The organism is Paenibacillus sp. RUD330 (assembly GCF_002243345.2).
Taxonomy (GTDB): domain Bacteria; phylum Bacillota; class Bacilli; order Paenibacillales; family Paenibacillaceae; genus Paenibacillus_O.
Genome location: NZ_CP022655.2, coordinates 316762 through 332648, shown reverse-complemented (window position 1 = coordinate 332648; position 15887 = coordinate 316762). Strand labels below are relative to the sequence as shown.

General features: G+C 54.9%; 10 protein-coding genes and 1 other RNA gene. 4 read left to right on the top strand and 7 right to left on the bottom strand.

Annotated elements, in window-relative coordinates; all coding sequences use genetic code 11:
* Positions 1 to 4 precede the first annotated feature (4 nt).
* The 4 genes from CIC07_RS01530 to CIC07_RS01515 all read right to left on the bottom strand — a co-directional run bounded on the left by CIC07_RS01530 (position 5) and on the right by CIC07_RS01515 (position 6030).
* A complete protein-coding gene (locus tag CIC07_RS01530) occupies positions 5 to 1483 on the bottom strand; it encodes an extracellular solute-binding protein (RefSeq protein ID WP_234993063.1) in 1479 nt (492 codons plus the stop codon).
* 365 nt (positions 1484 to 1848) lie between these two features.
* Positions 1849 to 2922 carry a response regulator gene (locus CIC07_RS01525; RefSeq protein WP_076359085.1) on the bottom strand — a complete coding sequence of 358 codons (1074 nt, stop codon included), beginning with the start codon at positions 2920 to 2922 and terminating at the stop codon, positions 1849 to 1851.
* Positions 2919 to 4649 (bottom strand): sensor histidine kinase, encoded by a 1731-nt coding sequence (locus CIC07_RS01520; protein WP_234993070.1) that lies wholly within the window; start codon positions 4647 to 4649, stop codon positions 2919 to 2921. Before CIC07_RS01520 ends, CIC07_RS01525 begins: the two co-directional genes overlap by 4 nt.
* A gap of 226 nt (positions 4650 to 4875) precedes the next feature.
* Positions 4876 to 6030, bottom strand: a complete 1155-nt coding sequence (locus tag CIC07_RS01515) for a YecA family protein (RefSeq protein ID WP_083688617.1) — start codon at positions 6028 to 6030, stop codon at positions 4876 to 4878.
* A gap of 387 nt (positions 6031 to 6417) precedes the next feature.
* Here CIC07_RS01515 and CIC07_RS01510 point away from each other — a divergent pair, with 387 nt between their 5' ends.
* From CIC07_RS01510 to CIC07_RS01495, 4 genes are all read left to right on the top strand, one after another.
* Positions 6418 to 7107 (top strand): response regulator transcription factor, encoded by a 690-nt coding sequence (locus CIC07_RS01510; RefSeq protein WP_076359088.1) that lies wholly within the window; start codon positions 6418 to 6420, stop codon positions 7105 to 7107.
* Position 7108: 1 nt separating this feature from the next.
* Positions 7109 to 8614, top strand: a complete 1506-nt coding sequence (locus CIC07_RS01505; RefSeq protein WP_076359089.1) for a sensor histidine kinase — start codon at positions 7109 to 7111, stop codon at positions 8612 to 8614.
* A 105-nt stretch (positions 8615 to 8719) separates the two neighbouring features.
* Positions 8720 to 9901 carry a TolB family protein gene (locus tag CIC07_RS01500; RefSeq protein WP_076359090.1) on the top strand — a complete coding sequence of 394 codons (1182 nt, stop codon included), beginning with the start codon at positions 8720 to 8722 and terminating at the stop codon, positions 9899 to 9901.
* Positions 9902 to 9917: 16 nt separating this feature from the next.
* A complete protein-coding gene (locus CIC07_RS01495) occupies positions 9918 to 10598 on the top strand; it encodes a stalk domain-containing protein (RefSeq protein ID WP_076359091.1) in 681 nt (226 codons plus the stop codon).
* Positions 10599 to 10786: 188 nt separating this feature from the next.
* On the opposite strand, the gene ssrA is transcribed toward CIC07_RS01495, so the two are convergent.
* The 3 genes from ssrA to CIC07_RS25275 form a co-directional block, all read right to left on the bottom strand.
* Positions 10787 to 11150: a transfer-messenger RNA gene (gene ssrA / locus CIC07_RS01490) on the bottom strand.
* Positions 11151 to 11516: 366 nt separating this feature from the next.
* Entirely contained in the window at positions 11517 to 12002 is a 486-nt protein-coding gene (gene smpB / locus CIC07_RS01485; protein ID WP_021878128.1) for an SsrA-binding protein SmpB, read from the bottom strand.
* A gap of 336 nt (positions 12003 to 12338) precedes the next feature.
* On the bottom strand, positions 12339 to 15791 hold the full coding sequence (locus CIC07_RS25275) for a VacB/RNase II family 3'-5' exoribonuclease (protein ID WP_240923501.1): 3453 nt from the start codon (positions 15789 to 15791) through the stop codon (positions 12339 to 12341).
* Positions 15792 to 15887 lie beyond the last annotated feature (96 nt).

Genomic DNA, 15887 nt, shown 5'->3' with positions numbered 1-15887 from the left:
CTGATCACTTCTTCAAGAGCCCTGCGACTTCCGCCGTGATCTCATCCCCGCCTTGAGCCTTCCAGTCCTTCACGAATTTGTCGAAGGAATCGATAGGCGCCTGGCCAAGGATGATTTTCAGCACCGTCTCATCCTCCATTTTCTTGAGGTTGGCCCACTTCGTTTCCATGGTAGGGGTCTGGTTGTAGGTGACGCTGAAAACCTTCTTATCGATGGGAATCGTCGTGAACGGTCGATCGCCGATCAGGATGGAATACAAGCGCTGGAAGTCGCCGAAGTTGGATGTGTTGAAGTTCCCGACATTCAGCTCCTCATACGGAGGCTTGATGACGCTCTGCACCTTTTTCGCATCCGCATACATCAATTTGTACAGGCTGTTGGGCTTATTGTAATCCTCGGGCTTGGTCTCGCCCTTCAGCACTTTCAGAAGCTCGGCATACTCGTACTCCGTCTCGTTGGCCGCAGCCAGCACGTTGCGAAGCGGATACCAGCCCACGCTGACCGACAAGTCAAATGTCGCTTCGTCGCGCACGAGGGCATTGTTCATGATGAGGATGGCCTTGACGACATCCGGCTTGGCGTTTTTGCTGATTACGGTGTAGGTGCTTCCCGTCGTTTTCATATGCGCATTCCACTTGCTGTCGTCGGTGTAGACCGGATAGGCCTGCCAGTTCGCAGTCGGATCGTTCTTGAAGGAGTCCCCGTTGCCGTAACCGCCGTTCCACCATGGACCGAAGAATATTCCCGTCTGGTTCGCGTTGATGGGATCTCCTACGTTGTCGCGGGTGCCCACCTCGGGATCGATAAGCCCTTTTTTGTACCAGTCCGCCAGCAATGCCAACGTTTTTTTCGTCGTATCCGTCGTCGTTCCGTACGTGACCGAGCCGTCGCCATTGTCGAGCCAGTATCCCGGGTACGCATCCATTGCGCCAAAGATAGGATCAAAACCTCCCATATTGTTGGAGGATACGAGGAAGGTGGAATACGGGTAGGTGTTTTTGGAAGGACCGGCAATGCCGATCGTTTTGTTGCCGCCAAGCTTGCTGTCCATGAAAGCCTTTGCCGTCTTTTCGATATCCGCCACCGTCTTCGGCACAGGCAGCTGCAGCTTGTCGAGCCAATCCTTGCGGATCCATAGGACGTGGACGCCGTCCGTATCCACCGTAATATTCGGAATCGAAACCATCTTGCCTTTATAGCTGGCGTTCTCCAATGCGCGGCCGTCGGTGCTTGCCATAATGTCCTTCACCTGCGAGGACTGGTACTGCTGGAACAGATCGGTGATATCATACAGCAGCCCCGAGCTGGCCGCCTTCGTCATGAAGGAGCGGTCGTCGACGACCATGCCGTCCGGCAGCTTGCCGGATGCGATCGTCAAGCTGACCTTCTGCTTGAAATCATTGCCGGTAGCCGCGGTCCAATCCACAATCACGTTGATGTTGTACTTGTCCTTGAGGTAGCGCGTGTACTGGTTGTTGCTCACACTGTCGCCTTCAGGCAGCGTTTTGTCTGTCGGATCCACCATCATGCCGATGTGGACGTCAACAGGCTTGGGGAATTTGGAGAAGGCGAGGTCGTCTCCGGAAAGTGCCGGGGCTGCAGAATTTGTTCCCGGATCTGAAGACGCTTTCAAATCATCCGACGAAGAATTGGAGCTACATGCGGCTACGCTTAGGCCAAGCATTGCGACGGAAAGCAGCTTTGCCATATTCCTTTTCATCCTGGTCCCTCCCCGTGGTTCCTTGCCCTCTCATTGTACCTGTGAAGCGGGGAAAAAAAGTCGGACGGATGTGCCGTGTTTTGCGGCGGATACGGGGATGAGGCAGGCATTTGTGCGATAGATTGCCATCATTCATCCCCCTTATGGAATTGGGCCCGGAATTCGGAAGGCAGAAGACGGGTCTGTTCATAGAAGAGCTGGGAGAAATACTTGGAGTCGTTGTAGCCTACGGCATGAGCGACCCAAGCGATCGATTGGTTGGTCTCGCAGAGCAGCCGTTCCGCCGCTCTTATCCGCTCTTGTCTCAAGTATTCGTTGAACGTCGACCCGGTCAGCTTCTTGAAGCATTGGCTGAAATAGCTTCGGCTCATGTGGACATGATCGGCTACGTCCTCGGCATGCAGCGTACTCGAAGCCTGCTCGCGGATGAACAGCGCCGCCTTCAGAATGCTGATGGTCGTATTGGCAAGATCGGCGGAAGCCGCGACCTGCTCATGGACACGTTTCCTGAAATCGCGCAGCCATTCAATCGCCGACCGGACATCGTTGACATCCGACCGAAGCTCGGCACTCAAGGCGAAAGCAGACTCCAGCTGCGACAGCACGCGCATCCACAGCCCTTCCAGACGGCGAAAGGAAACCTTGGCTTCTGCGGTCTGCTTGCATAGGCGCTGGAAGACCGATTCGTTATAGAGCCAGTAGAGAGAGCGCCATTCCTGCTCCAATGCGCTCCATGCTTCCTCCTCCTGTGAGCCGTTGTTTTGCTCGGGGGCAGGCGCTGGCGAGGCTGACGCCGAAGGCTTGGATGAACGATGCGGCATTTCTCCCGCCATTTGCAGCCGGATCCGCTTCAATATCTGCTCGTCGTCCTCCGATTCCAGACGCACCTTGGATATATAATCGAGCACGCCCATGCGGTAGGCCGTCTGCACATTCTCAAACTCTTCATGAAAGGATAAAATCACGGAGCGCAGCCCCGGGAATCTTTGTCTCGTTACTTGAAGCAGCTCCATTCCCGACATGACCGGCATCGAGAGATCCACGAACATGAGATCCACCTCATGCCTGTCCATGAACTCCAGCGCCTTCGCGCCGTTCGCCGCTTCTCCAACAACAATCATATCGTGATCGGACCAAGGCATGATTGAGATCAGGCCTTTGCGGGCAAGCTTGTCATCGTCGACAATCAATACACGGATCAAACCGCACTCTCCTTTCTGGGATGGAGAAAAGGAAGCTCCAAAGTGACCGTCGTGCCTTGGTTCGGCGTGCTTTCTATCGCCATGCGGGCTTTATAGCCATAAAAGGATTCCAGCATGGACCGAACATAACGAAGCCCGATCCCCCAGCCCGTCTGCTGCTGATCCGGCGTGTCGCGCTGCAGCAAGGCCAGCGTCTCCTGGCTCAGGCCTTTGCCGTCGTCGCGGATGACGATGCGCACCATCTGCGCCGTTTCATCCGGCCATATGCCGATTTCCAGCTTGCCGTGGTCGTCAAGGCCGTGGCAGACGGCATTTTCCACGATGGGCTGCAGAATGAATCTCGCCACAGGGCTGTCGAGGTAGGGACCTTCCGCAACAGCCAGCTCGACCTCGAAATCATGCCGCATCTGCTGCAGCTCCAGATAGGTCCGCATGACCTCTATTTCCGACCGGAACGTAGCCCTCTCCTCCGACTTGCCCAGGTTGTAGCTCAATAAAAAAATGAGCGAGGAAACAAATCTCTCGATCTCCGCCTGCTTATGCATGACCGCCAGCCAGCGGACCGAATTGAGCGTATTCATCAGAAAATGCGGATTGATCTGATAGGCGAGCTTTTCGATTTCCAGCTGATGGCGGCGCTTCTCCTTCTGCTCGACATCCAGGAGCAGCTGTTGAATTTGCCGTTTCATGACATTGAACTGATCGAATATTCGGTCAAATTCATCGATTCCCGTATGATAGTGGCTGGTGCCCATGTATCCCTTGCCCAACGTCCTCATTTCCTTCTCGATCAATAGAAACGGTCTGTTGATGAGGCGCCGCAACAGCAGGGTGAGCATGAACATCATGAGGAGAGCAACCGCGAGAATCCAATACATATGGTTTTTCCATGTATAGAGCTCGTGGTTGTAGCTGGAGACGGGAAGCAGCAGCGTGATGTCGTAGCCGTATTCTCCTTGCATCCGGTTCCACACATACCCGTCCGACATCCCGGATGGGCCGCTTAGGCGGAGCTGCTGCCCAACCGCATAAGCCGTTGAATTGCTGCTGTAGGTCACCGAACCCGTCCTGTCGGTGAATATAAGCGTGTAGGGGATATTCAAGCTTTCCGCCAGCGAATTCATATCGGTGATCATATCCGATCTGGCTTCGACATAAACGACCAGCTGCGTTCCGTCTGAAAACCGAATTTCCCGTGTCACCGACACAACCTGATCATCGCTGAATCGGCATAGGGATTTATGCGGGGACTGGTATCTCAACTCCCCCATGCCGGCGACATCAGGCAAGGATTCCCGCGTGAAGCCTCCGCGCAGCGGCAGATTCGAATAAGAAGCATTCCCGCTTGCAGGGTCGTAATACATCACCAGTTCCATGGCCGGGTTCGAAAACGTGATCAAGCCGATATTGTACGAAATATCCCGCGAGAGAAGACGCTGGCTGTACGTATCCGTGGCGGAGATATACGTCTCCATCAGGTTGCCGACCGTGCCTTCCGGCGTCATCTGCTGCGTGACCTGAAGCAGGCTGCTGTACATCTGGTTCACCTTCGACGTTTGCTGGTGCAGATCAAAAGCCATGGAGGTCTTGATTTTATCGCGCTGCATCGTGTAGATCGCATTATAGGACACAGACGCCATCAAGACGGCGCATCCCACAAGGCCGACGGTCAGAAGCATCATAATCCGCTTGCGAAGAGAGGAGAACATGAACCGGCTGCGCAGCATGCGCAAGAACCTTGTCTTCCTACGAGCAGGCTTCATCCAATCATCACCGCATCTCCAGCTCCTCCCGGCAAGTATGGGATCAATATTCGCTGTTCGGCATGATCATCCTTCTTCTCAGCAGCAAGGAAAGGAGTATGGGCGCATCATGGACGATCCGGGGAAAAGCAAACACCCACAGCCGATCGAGGCTGTGGATGTTCAGGATACGTCTTCATTAGTGGAGCTTTTATTGCTGCAGGCAGCATTTCTTATGTTTTTTCCCGCTGCCGCATGGACAGGGTTCGTTTCGCCCGATTTTCGAGGAGGCCGATCGAAATTGAACCCCGTTGCCGGCATTCCCGCTCCGGCTCGGCTTCGGGCTCAGCTCAGCAGGAGTAAAGCCGCGATTGGACCACATTCTCGTCGTATGGCGAACATCAACCATGAGCGGCATCATATCGGTCAGCTGCTTTTTGCTCAAGCGAATCTTGCGGTCCTCGAACGCTTCCATGATGACGTCAAGCGGCTCTTCCGTCGAGCATGCGAGCTGGATATCATCCACGATCGCGTCAGCCATCCGTTCTCCTTCGCCCAGCTGCCCCATGATATAGCTCTTCAATGCTTTCAGCTGAGGCGTCATCTCGAAATAATCCATTTCCGCGTAACGAAGCAGCTCTTCCTTGGGAGGGATGTAGTACGGCTTGTCGGACACACTCTCCAGGAATGCTTCATAATCGCCCAGGCTTTCTCCATCCAGCCCCTCGCTGTATAGAAATCCTTGCTGAATGTCCCAGGTCAACCGTTTATCCGAGACGGAGGATCGGATCCTATTGAATTGCTCCTCCGTCAAGCCGCCTCCGTTTTGGTCATTGATGATCTCGATTACTTTCGAAACGGGACAGATGCCGTACAGATTGGCCGCAGCTTCAATATACCGAAGCACTAGTTGGGTTCTGCTGCGTTCTTCCCGGAATGATTTCGGATCAAGCCCCTTGTATGCGGCCTTGACCTCCTCCGGCATGACAAAGAACAGCCGGTCCCGCTCCATGAAGCTGAACACCAAGCCTTTATCCATCAAAAACAAATAAGCATCCGCAAAAACAGCATTATCCTGAATATACGGGGCTTCCAGAAGCCGGCACACAAGCTCCCACTCCTGTTCTTCCGCTGTAAGGAAAGCCATACGCACTTGATTCCCATCCGCAATCCGCTCGCAAAGCGCATCCGCGAGCTCCTGCTTCTTCAGCTTGGAGCGCCCCGTCAGCGCGCAATTCGCAGCAATGAAATTCAATCGATCTTTGTTCAGCCGTGCAAGAATATCCTTCAACCTAGTCTCGACTGAACCTTTGATCGCATGGTTGATGTTCAGCTGCTGCATTTCTTTTTCCAAATCCAAATCCATTACATAACTCCTTTACATTCCAAGCCGTATGAATGAATTGTACCTTAACACGGCTCGCAATTGAACAACATGAACGTATTCCTTCGATATAGCGAACCTTCCCCTCCAACGGTTTTGTTTAACAGACTTCGTCCCTTTTGAGTTTACTCTTCATAGGATCGCCTTTAATAATGGTTAGTTGTGGAATAAATGTCTTAGCCGAGCGGAATGAATATAAGAAGACTCTTCGCAAGTAAACGAGGGCTGCTTCCCGGAGGTTCAATTTGTGCCTGGGGACAATTACATATGAAGTGAATTTACATTAGAATACAAGCTGTACCATCCACTCCATTCTGAATTTATCTATTCAATCATTCTAAGCAGCCTAACTAGAGGAGCTGGACAACCATGACCAAGGTGCTCGTAGTGGATGATGAAGGAAGCATTGCCAGCGCTGTGGCTTACGCGTTGCGTAGAGAAGGATATGCTGTGGAGACCGCCAGCGACGGAGAACAAGCGCTTGAGCGTGTAGAGACCTTTGATCCGGATGTCATGGTCCTCGATGTCATGATGCCTCGGCAAAATGGCTATGAAGTCTGCCGCAGACTGGCTGAACGACAGCGCCCCGCCATTCTTCTATTAACCGTCAAGAACGATATTGTCGACAAGGTGCTCGGTCTGGAGCTGGGAGCGGATGACTATATGACGAAACCCTTTGATATCCGTGAGCTTCTGGCAAGGGTGAAGGCATTGGCACGTAGATCCGGAACAGAGACTTCCCCCCCTGCCGCCTTCGATCCGGAAGTACTCCAATTAGCAGGACTTACGGTAGAGATGTTCAGCCGCACTGCTCGCATAGGGGATCAGACGCTCGATTTAACGCCGAAAGAATTCGATCTGCTCGCCTTGCTTGCACGCAATCCAGAACGAGTCTATTCGCGTGAGGCATTGCTGTCCCAAGTATGGGAAATGGACTTTGCCGGCGGCACACGCACCGTAGACATTCATGTACAGAGACTTCGGAAGAAGTTAGGCGACTTACAGGGATTTATTCAGACCGTGTATGGGATTGGGTACAAAAGCACGGGGAAATTCTGAGATGAACAAACCTATTCGTCTGGGCCTCAAGGGGAAAGTGGCTATTCTTCTAGCGTTGCTGCTAGCCTCCGTACTGGCTGTGCTCAGCTTTTTGGTGCTGACAGGGATCAAGGAAGATCAACGAAGACGGCTGGAACAGTCGTTCGCTCAGCAGACGGAAATGGCTAGCCTCAAAGTGCAGCAAGAATACTTGACGGGGCAGAAAATCCCTGTGAATGCGTTCATGGAACGCAGCGGACAGCGGCTAGCTGTAGATCTAGGGGCAGATGCTGGAATGGCCGTCACACTTTATCAAGCAGATGGCGGATTTGCAGGCAGCTCCCTGCCCGCTGAATCCAAATGGGACGCCGAGGATGCCTTGACCTATACCGCCAAAGGACAGGCGGCCTACATTACGCAAGGAGATCGCGTCTTGTATTTAGCACCGCTTTATTTGGATGGAACACGCGCAGGAACCATTCAATTTCATTCGTCGCTTGCCGAGCAGCATGCTTTTTATGACCATATCCAATCGTTATTCCTCGGTACAGGCGCTTTGGTGCTGATAGCGGGTTTTCTGATCGGCTATGGGTACGTATGGCGTCAGGTGAACGTGATTTCGAAGCTCAACATAGCTGCGCAGCAAATCGGCAGAGGACATTACTTGGCCTCCCCTCTTGTCCGCAGGTCTGATGAGCTTGGACAATTATCCGATGGAATTTATGAAATGAGCAGCAGCATTTCTTCCTCTGTGGCCCAGCTGACCGAAGAGAAACTCAAACTGCTGGAAGCCATTGCAAGGCTGCAGGAGTTAGAACAACAGCAAAAACAGTTCATTGGCAATATCAGTCACGAGCTGAAAACACCACTGACCTCAATTCGGGCCTACACCGAATTATTGCATATGTATCAAGACGACCCTCTTCTGCTGGAAGAAGCACGCACGCACATCGGAATCGAGTCCGAGCGTCTCTACGCTCTAATAGAGAAAGCCATTCAACTGTCGGCTATGGACATCTACGATTTCGAGACCCGTGCAGAGTCTGTTCCGATATCGGCCTTTATGGAGGAAGCCGTGAATCGCCTGCAGGTCAAAGCACAGCTGAGCGATGTCGCCTTGGAAGTCCGCGCCGCTGCAGGTTATGCCTGGGCAGATCCCGAGAATATCATGCATATGATCGTCAATTTAGTCGATAATGCCGTCAAATACAATAAGCCCGGCGGTACCGTGACGGTCTCCAATTATGTGGAGAAAGATGACTCCGGCCAATCCGGATGGATGGTGATTGAGGTGGCTGATACTGGCAAGGGGATCCCGGCAGAGTCCGCCGACAGGATCTTTGATCCCTTTTATACGGTCAGTGGAGATCGTTCCCGAGCATATGGGGGTACGGGTCTAGGGTTATCGCTTGTACGAAGCTTGGCGGAGAAACAACGAGGCTCCGTCCATCTCATAGAGTCTGGTCCTGAAGGATCAAGATTCGTTTTGCGTCTGCCCCTTCAAGATTCCGCTGTGGAAGGATCTTGATTGTTTACAACTTGGATACAGGATGGAGAAAGTTTCGAAATATTTTCATCCTATACTGAGTTCATACCAAAGAAATCTAACAGGAAAGGAAATTAAGGGAGCTGCATGAGAAAAGAGTATCGTATGTTGAGCGCTCTAACCATTACCTTGACTCTCGCCGCAGCCCTCTCCGGATGCCAGTCGGGCCAAGACCGGATTACTTTGGTGAAGCCGCCGTCTGACCAGGCACCCTCAAGCTCAGTGAACCCCTCCCATCCCTCCTCGAATAAAGGAGACCGTACGCTTACGGTTGTGGATGGAGCCGTACAAAGCGCCAATCCCGAGGCCATTGTAGACCGAATCCATCGTCTAGATGATGCACACATCGAGAAATGGATATCCGATAATGAGATTCAAGTGGAGGTAGTGAAGGTCACGAAGCCTGCGACCCGAACTGAGGAAGCCGAGTATTCGTATACCTCCGCGATCGTGGATTTGGCGCAGGATCAATTTCGGACTATTTCTGCGGGAGAAAACAAGGGACAACCCACGGTAAAGGAACAGCCTTCACCTGACGGCAAGCTCATCTTCATTCAGAAGTGGAAGGACAAATACACCGCCTCTAATTTTATCAAACAAGTCAGCACGGGGTCGCTAAGTGAGGTTCCGGGGGATAACTACATGGAAGTGGGCGACTGGCTGGATAACAGGACCTATGTGCTGGCAGCAGGTTCTACCCAAGGCAGAGGGGAAATTCGCCGCATCTCGTCGGATGGAACGTATACTCCGCTTGAACTGAATGATCCCGACACGGAGTTGTTATCCCAAATAGGAACCAGCGGAGGCCGTATTTATTACACGGATGTCCATCATCAACTCAAGGCCTTCGAGCCGGGAAACAGCATGCCGACTCTCATCGCCAAAAACGTAGGGGATTTCCAGATCTCGCCTGATGGACAGCGAATTGCCGCGGCGACTGCTGCCGCTAATGATCAAGGAAATACGCAGATTCTAATCTATGCCCCCTCCGGGCAGGTGCAAGGTTCCATGATTGGCAAAGGAGATATGATGCTCTATCTGGCCTGGTCTCCAAACTCGGCAAAATTGGCTTTTGCCCTCTACAGCGAAGAGAAGAGTGGAATGAACGGACTGTATATCTTTGATTCCAATACGGGCAGTGTCTCCCCTCTTGGCCCAACGTATTACCCGGTGTCCCCTCTGAGCTGGAGTCCTACGGGCAAGCGTCTCGGCGTAACCATGCAGAATGAGAGCAGTGGCATTGTGACTCAAATCCTGGATTTCAAATAAGAATGGAGAGCTAACGATGAAAAAGACAATGGTATCCATGATGGTATTAGGCATGACCGTAACAGGTGTAGGCGGAGTGTACGCCGGAACCAATATGCAGAAAATAACCGCATCTCTGAATCATAATATCGGCATTCAGGTCAACGGGTCAGCCTACACCCCTACCGATGGAAAAGGCAACAAGCTCGTCCCGATTACGTATAAGGACACCACGTACTTGCCTGTGCGTGCCGTAGCGGATGCGCTTAATGTTCCCGTATCCTACGACGCCGCCTCTCACCAGGTGAACATCGGCAGCGGCTCGTCCGCCACGTTGTCCAAAGTAACTTACAGCAGCGCTCAGGTTGCAGACATTCGCAAGGAATTTGCCAAGTTCAAATCATTTGAGACCGCGTATGCTCCTCAACTCATGACAAAAGGCGATGCTTACCAAAAAGCCGGAGCTTCGGATGACAGCGTATACCTCATGTTCAAGCATATGCGTGTCGGCATCTCGCCAAAAGATTACTCCGATGGATATACGAGCAAACCTGTGAAGCTGTCCAACGGCATTCAGGCCAAGTGGTATACGCCAGACAAGACTCCCCTGCTCGGCTTCAAGCTTGACGATCGTTACGTGACGATCAGCTCCGAGGATCATGCCTTGAGCCAGGCTCAAATCGAACAAGTGGCCGCGAGCGTAGCCAAGCTGAAGTAAAGACGATTGAATCAATCCTATCCTCGGCAATACAATGGTCTTTATCGTCGTTCTTCATAGAAAAATGATACGTTCAAACGACAGACACTGGCACTCCACCAGAAAGTGCTTGAAGGCGAAGCGGCAGCAAAAAAAGCAGTTGTGGCAGAGGATACTCTGCCACAACTGCTTTCTAAGTTAAACGAATGAAATGGAGGCGAGGGGATTTGAACCCCTGTCCGAAGGCAACGGCACACAGGCATCTACGGGTGTAGTCACGGATTTGATGTCACCCAGGCCGACGCCCCGTAACCGGCTGCGATCTGGGTCAGCCTGATTGTCTTCTTCAGCACACCCCAGGCGGAGATGTGACAGCGTAGCCTACTAAGGGTGAGCCCCTACATCCGGCACATAGGCGATGCTGGAGAGGAGCTTAGCGTGCAGTTTCTTAGGCTGCTGCTAAAGAAGTACGTTGGTTGCCATTTAATAGGCTTTAGCGTTGATAAAGCGGACGCGTCCCCACTACCCGCAACCCATGCTCGAACTACCCCCGTCGAATCCATAAACGCCCCCGAACAGATCCGTCCAGCCTTATCCTGCACCTAAGCTGCAGGGTAAGCGCGGCGGTCCGAAGCGCAAGGACTGTGACGAGACAAACGGCACAGCATTGCAACAATAATCAAAGACCAACGTATTGCTATGGACTTAGTATAACACAGATGACGCCGCAATTGCGAAGGAAGTGCTGGGAACAAGACTGATATCTGGTGATGGAGCCAATCCACGATCCAGCCGGTCATGAGACGACCGCCTTCTCAGCCTGATGGGCTGATCATGGTCATTGGCAAGCGAGTCTCATTGCTCCTTGCGTGAGCTTCCTGAGAGCAGTCCGCAGAAGGCAATCCAACGAATGGGCGCAGCGCCCTGGACAACCGGCTGCTACCTGGCCACCTTCTGCTTCTCGCGCAGAGCCCGCTGGATATCGCGCTGGGCATCCCTCTTCGCAGCCGTATCACGCTTGTCGTACTGCTTCTTGCCCTTGCCGAGCCCGATCAGAATCTTGGCGTAACCGTTGCGCACATAAATTTTAAGCGGCACGATGGAGTAGCCTTCCTGCTTGGACTGCCCGTAAAGCTTCGCGATCTGCGACTTGTGCAGCAGCAGCTTGCGGGCACGCGTCGGATCGGTCGGATTGTGCCGGTTGCCCTGCTCGAACGGACTGATATGCATGTTGTTCAGGAACATCTCGCCATTGCGGATCGTGGCGAACGCATCGTTGAGATTGGCGCGTCCGGTCCGCAGGGATTTGATTTCCGTACCCATGAGCACCATGCCGGCTTCGTAGGTTTCCTCGATGAAATAATCGTGGGAGGCCTTTTTGTTCTGAGCCAGCGGCTTCTGGGACTGGTCCTTCTTCGGAGCCATGGTGCTTCGCTCCCTTCTGTCGTCGGAATGGGTTGATTCACTGCTTTAAGTTCTATCGGATCTTATTGTAGCAAAGGAAATCGCCGCTCAGCAATCGCTATGACTTGTGCAGGAGCGTTCTTCTTGATGCCGATGGCTCAGGCAACGGCTACTCGGCGGATGCGAATGACATCGCTCGAGAAGGCCGAGCTGTTTATGCGCGGCTGCCGCCATCTTCTTCCGAGATGAAAAACCGGGGATTGCCGCATCGGCAATCCCCGTGTTCATACCCGCCATCGCGGGGTATCGAATCATTCACCTGACGGATAAGGCTTGTCCTGCGCCATAAGCGATACCTTAAGCTTCCGGCGTGCTGCCGCCCTCGTTCGCGCCGGCATCGCCGCCGCTCACAGGAGGAGCTCCCGCGCCGCCTTTGTTCTTCTTGCGGCGAGAACGGCTGCGCTTGGAAGGGCCGCCCTCGGCAGCGGCCGGAGCCGCCGCGGAGTCGCCTTCATTGCGGTCGAAGTCCGCGAAGATCTCTTGGATATCGACATCCGTCACTTGGCGGATGGAAGGCGCCGTGCTGCCGCCCTTGCGCTTCTTGCGGCGCTGGCGGCTGCCTGCGGACGTGCTGTCCTGCGGCGCTGCCGCCGTCTCCTGAGGAACGGCGGAAATGCTAGGTCCGCGTCCGCTCTTAGGAGGACGGGAGCCGCCGCGAGGAGCCTCTCCGCCGGCTGCCGGACCGCGGCCTTTGCCGCCGCCCGGAGCGCCTGCGCCCGGACGTCCGGCGGCACGGTTGCCCATGCTGCTCGGCGGAACCGGAAGGCCCCACATATCGGTGCGCTTCGAGCTCTCTGTCTTGCCGCCCTCGCGCACGCTCCACGGATTGTCATCCCGTACATTCGGGATGTCTTCCGGCATGCTGCCCCGCCAGCCATTCGGCCCGAACCCGCTGTCGCGGCGGCCTCTGCCGCCGCGATTGCGGTTGCCCCGCGCTCCGCCCTGCTGGGCTCCTGCGCGATTGCCGCTCTCGACCATGGCGAAATCGATCGTATGGTCATCCATATTTACACGCTCCACGCGCACTTTCACCTCGTCCCCGATGCGATACATGTTGGAGGTGCGCTCACCGATGAGGACCATTCTCTGATCGTCAAAGTGGTAATAGTCGTCGCTCAGATCGCTGAGTCGAATCAGACCTTCTACCGTGTTCGGCAGCTCCACGAAAATTCCGAAGCCGGTCACGCTGCTGATGATGCCCGTGAACTCTTCTCCTACTTTATCAAGCATAAATTCACATTTCTTGAGCTGATCGGTATCCCGCTCCGCGTCTACGGCGGCCCGCTCGCGCTCGGACGATTGCTGCGCAATCTCCGGCATCCGGGCGGTCAGCGTCTCCAGACGCGACTCGGATAGCGTACCGCCGCTCTCCAGCACCTCTCGGATCACCCGGTGGATGACCAGGTCGGGATAACGCCGGATCGGCGACGTAAAGTGGCTGTAGAACTCCGCGGCAAGGCCGTAATGGCCAAGGCTCTGGGCGTCGTAGCGCGCCTGCTTCATGGAACGGAGCATCATCGTCGAGAGGATGGTCTGTTCCTTCGTTCCCTTGATCTCTTCCAGCAGCGATTGAAGCGCCTTGGGATGGACCGCGTTGCCTTTGCCCTTGACGGCGTAGCCGAAGTTGGAAGCGATCGTGATGAAGGTCATCAGCTTCTCGTTGTCCGGGTTCTCATGGACCCGGTACAGGAACGGAACCTTGAGCCAGTAGAAATGCTCCGCTACCGTCTCGTTGGCCGCCAGCATGAATTCCTCGATGATCATCTCGGCGACGGAACGCTCGCGCTTCACGATGTCGATCGGCTTGCCCTCGTCGTCCACGATAATCTTGGACTCCTGGAAGTCGAAATCGACCGCGCCGCGCTTCATGCGCTGGCTGCGAAGCTTCATCGCCAGCTCCTCCATGAGGTGGAACATCGGCACGAGATCGGCATAACGCTCCGTCAGACGGACCTTCTCCTCGCGGCGCTCGGCGCGCTCCTGACGTTCGGCAGCTTCCCGAGCGGCCCGGTCCTCCTCGCTTTCTTGAGGAACGGAGGCTTCTCCGGCTGCAAAAGCATCCAGCTGGTCGAAGTCCTCCGGACTGCTCCGGACAACCTCACCCTTGCGGTTGCGGTTCCGGTTGCGGGTAGGCTCCGGCGTTTCCGACAGCCAAGGATTTTGCGGTCCGGGACCGGACTTGTCCAGCGCGGCGGAATCACCTGCAGCAGCCTGGCCTTCGTCCTGGGCATGGCCGTCCTCGTCGGAGGCGAACTCCGAATCCTCCGGCAGAGGACCGGCATCGCTGGTCTCGATGATGAGGCCCATGCCGCCCGGAGGCAGCTTCTCGGCCTGCAGCAGCTCGGCCGCATCCTCTTCGTCCTCCAGGTAGTCGGCCGAATGCTCGTCCGTCTCCTCTTCTTCGGGAATGCCGGCGTCTCCGCCTTCGACGATGAGACCCATTCCGCCATCAGGCAACCGCTCGGCATGGCCGCGCAGGCTCTCGTCCACTTCCGATTCCTCATCGGAACCGGCATGGCGGAAGTCCTCGCCCTCATCTTCTTGGGCGCGGCGATGGGATTCCTCCATCAGCGCGTTCGTGCTGACGACATCCTCCTCCGCCTCGTCCGGAGCCAGAATCTTGCGCACGTTCGTATAGGACATGCGCTCCGTGGTCCGGATGACGCTCGTGAAGATGTCATGGCGGACCCGCTTCAGCGTGCTGGCGTCGAACTCCATCTCGCAGGACATCGTCAGACGGTCCACCTGCGGATGCAGGGAACAGATGCCGTTGGACAGACGGTGCGGCAGCATCGGAATGACCCTGTCGGTCAAATAGACGCTTGTCCCGCGGCGGTAAGCTTCCTGATCCAGGGCGGACTTGTCCCGGACATAGTAACTGACATCGGCAATATGAACGCCGAGCAAATAATTGCCGTTGGGCAGCCGCTCGACTTGAACGGCATCGTCGAGGTCCTTGGCGTCCTCGCCGTCGATCGTGACGATCGTCTTGCCGCGCAGATCGCGGCGGCCCTGGCTGACGATCTCTTCCTCGGTAATGGCGTCCGGAGCCGCCTCGGCTTCCTCCATGACGTCATCGGGGAAGCTCTCCGGCAGCTGGTGCTTGCGGATGATGGAGAGGATGTCGACGCCGGGATCGTTCTTGTGCCCGAGCACCTCAACGATCTCGCCTTGAGCTGCCGCCCGGCCTTCCGGATAATTCGTAATGCGGGCTACGACCTTCATGCCGGTCACAGCGCCGCCGAAGGATCCCTGGGGCACGAATATGTCGCGGTTGATGCGCTTGTCGTCCGGCGTGACAAAACCGAACGTCTCATGGCTCTCGAACGTTCCGACGATCTGGGATACGGCGCGTTCCACGATCTGGACGACTTCGCCTTCCATGCGGCCTCCGCCAGGAGTCCGCTCCGTCACTTTGACGAGCAGAATATCGCCGTTCATGGCGGTGCCGAGGTCATTCGCGCCGATATACACGTCTGCATGGGTCTTGTCCTCCGGAATGAGGAAACCAAAGCCCTTGGCATGCGCCTGCAGACGTCCTTTCAACAAATTCAGATGCTGAGGCAATCCATAAGCCCCGCTGTCGGTGCGAAGCAAGGTGCCTTCGTCTTCCAGCTCATTGAGAAGCTTGAGAAAAGCTTTGAAATCGGAGGCATTGTCGATGCCCAGCTGTCTTTCGAGCTCTTGATACGTCATCGGCTTGTACGCCGGCTGGTTCATCAAGTCCAGCAAGTCTTGTTTCGTTGTCATCGTTCTCCTTCTCACCTCTTGCCGTCGGGCGCCCGTAGGTGCTGGCAGATCCAACCACTTTCTCTATACCATGTAGTATACACGAAATACGGCTTC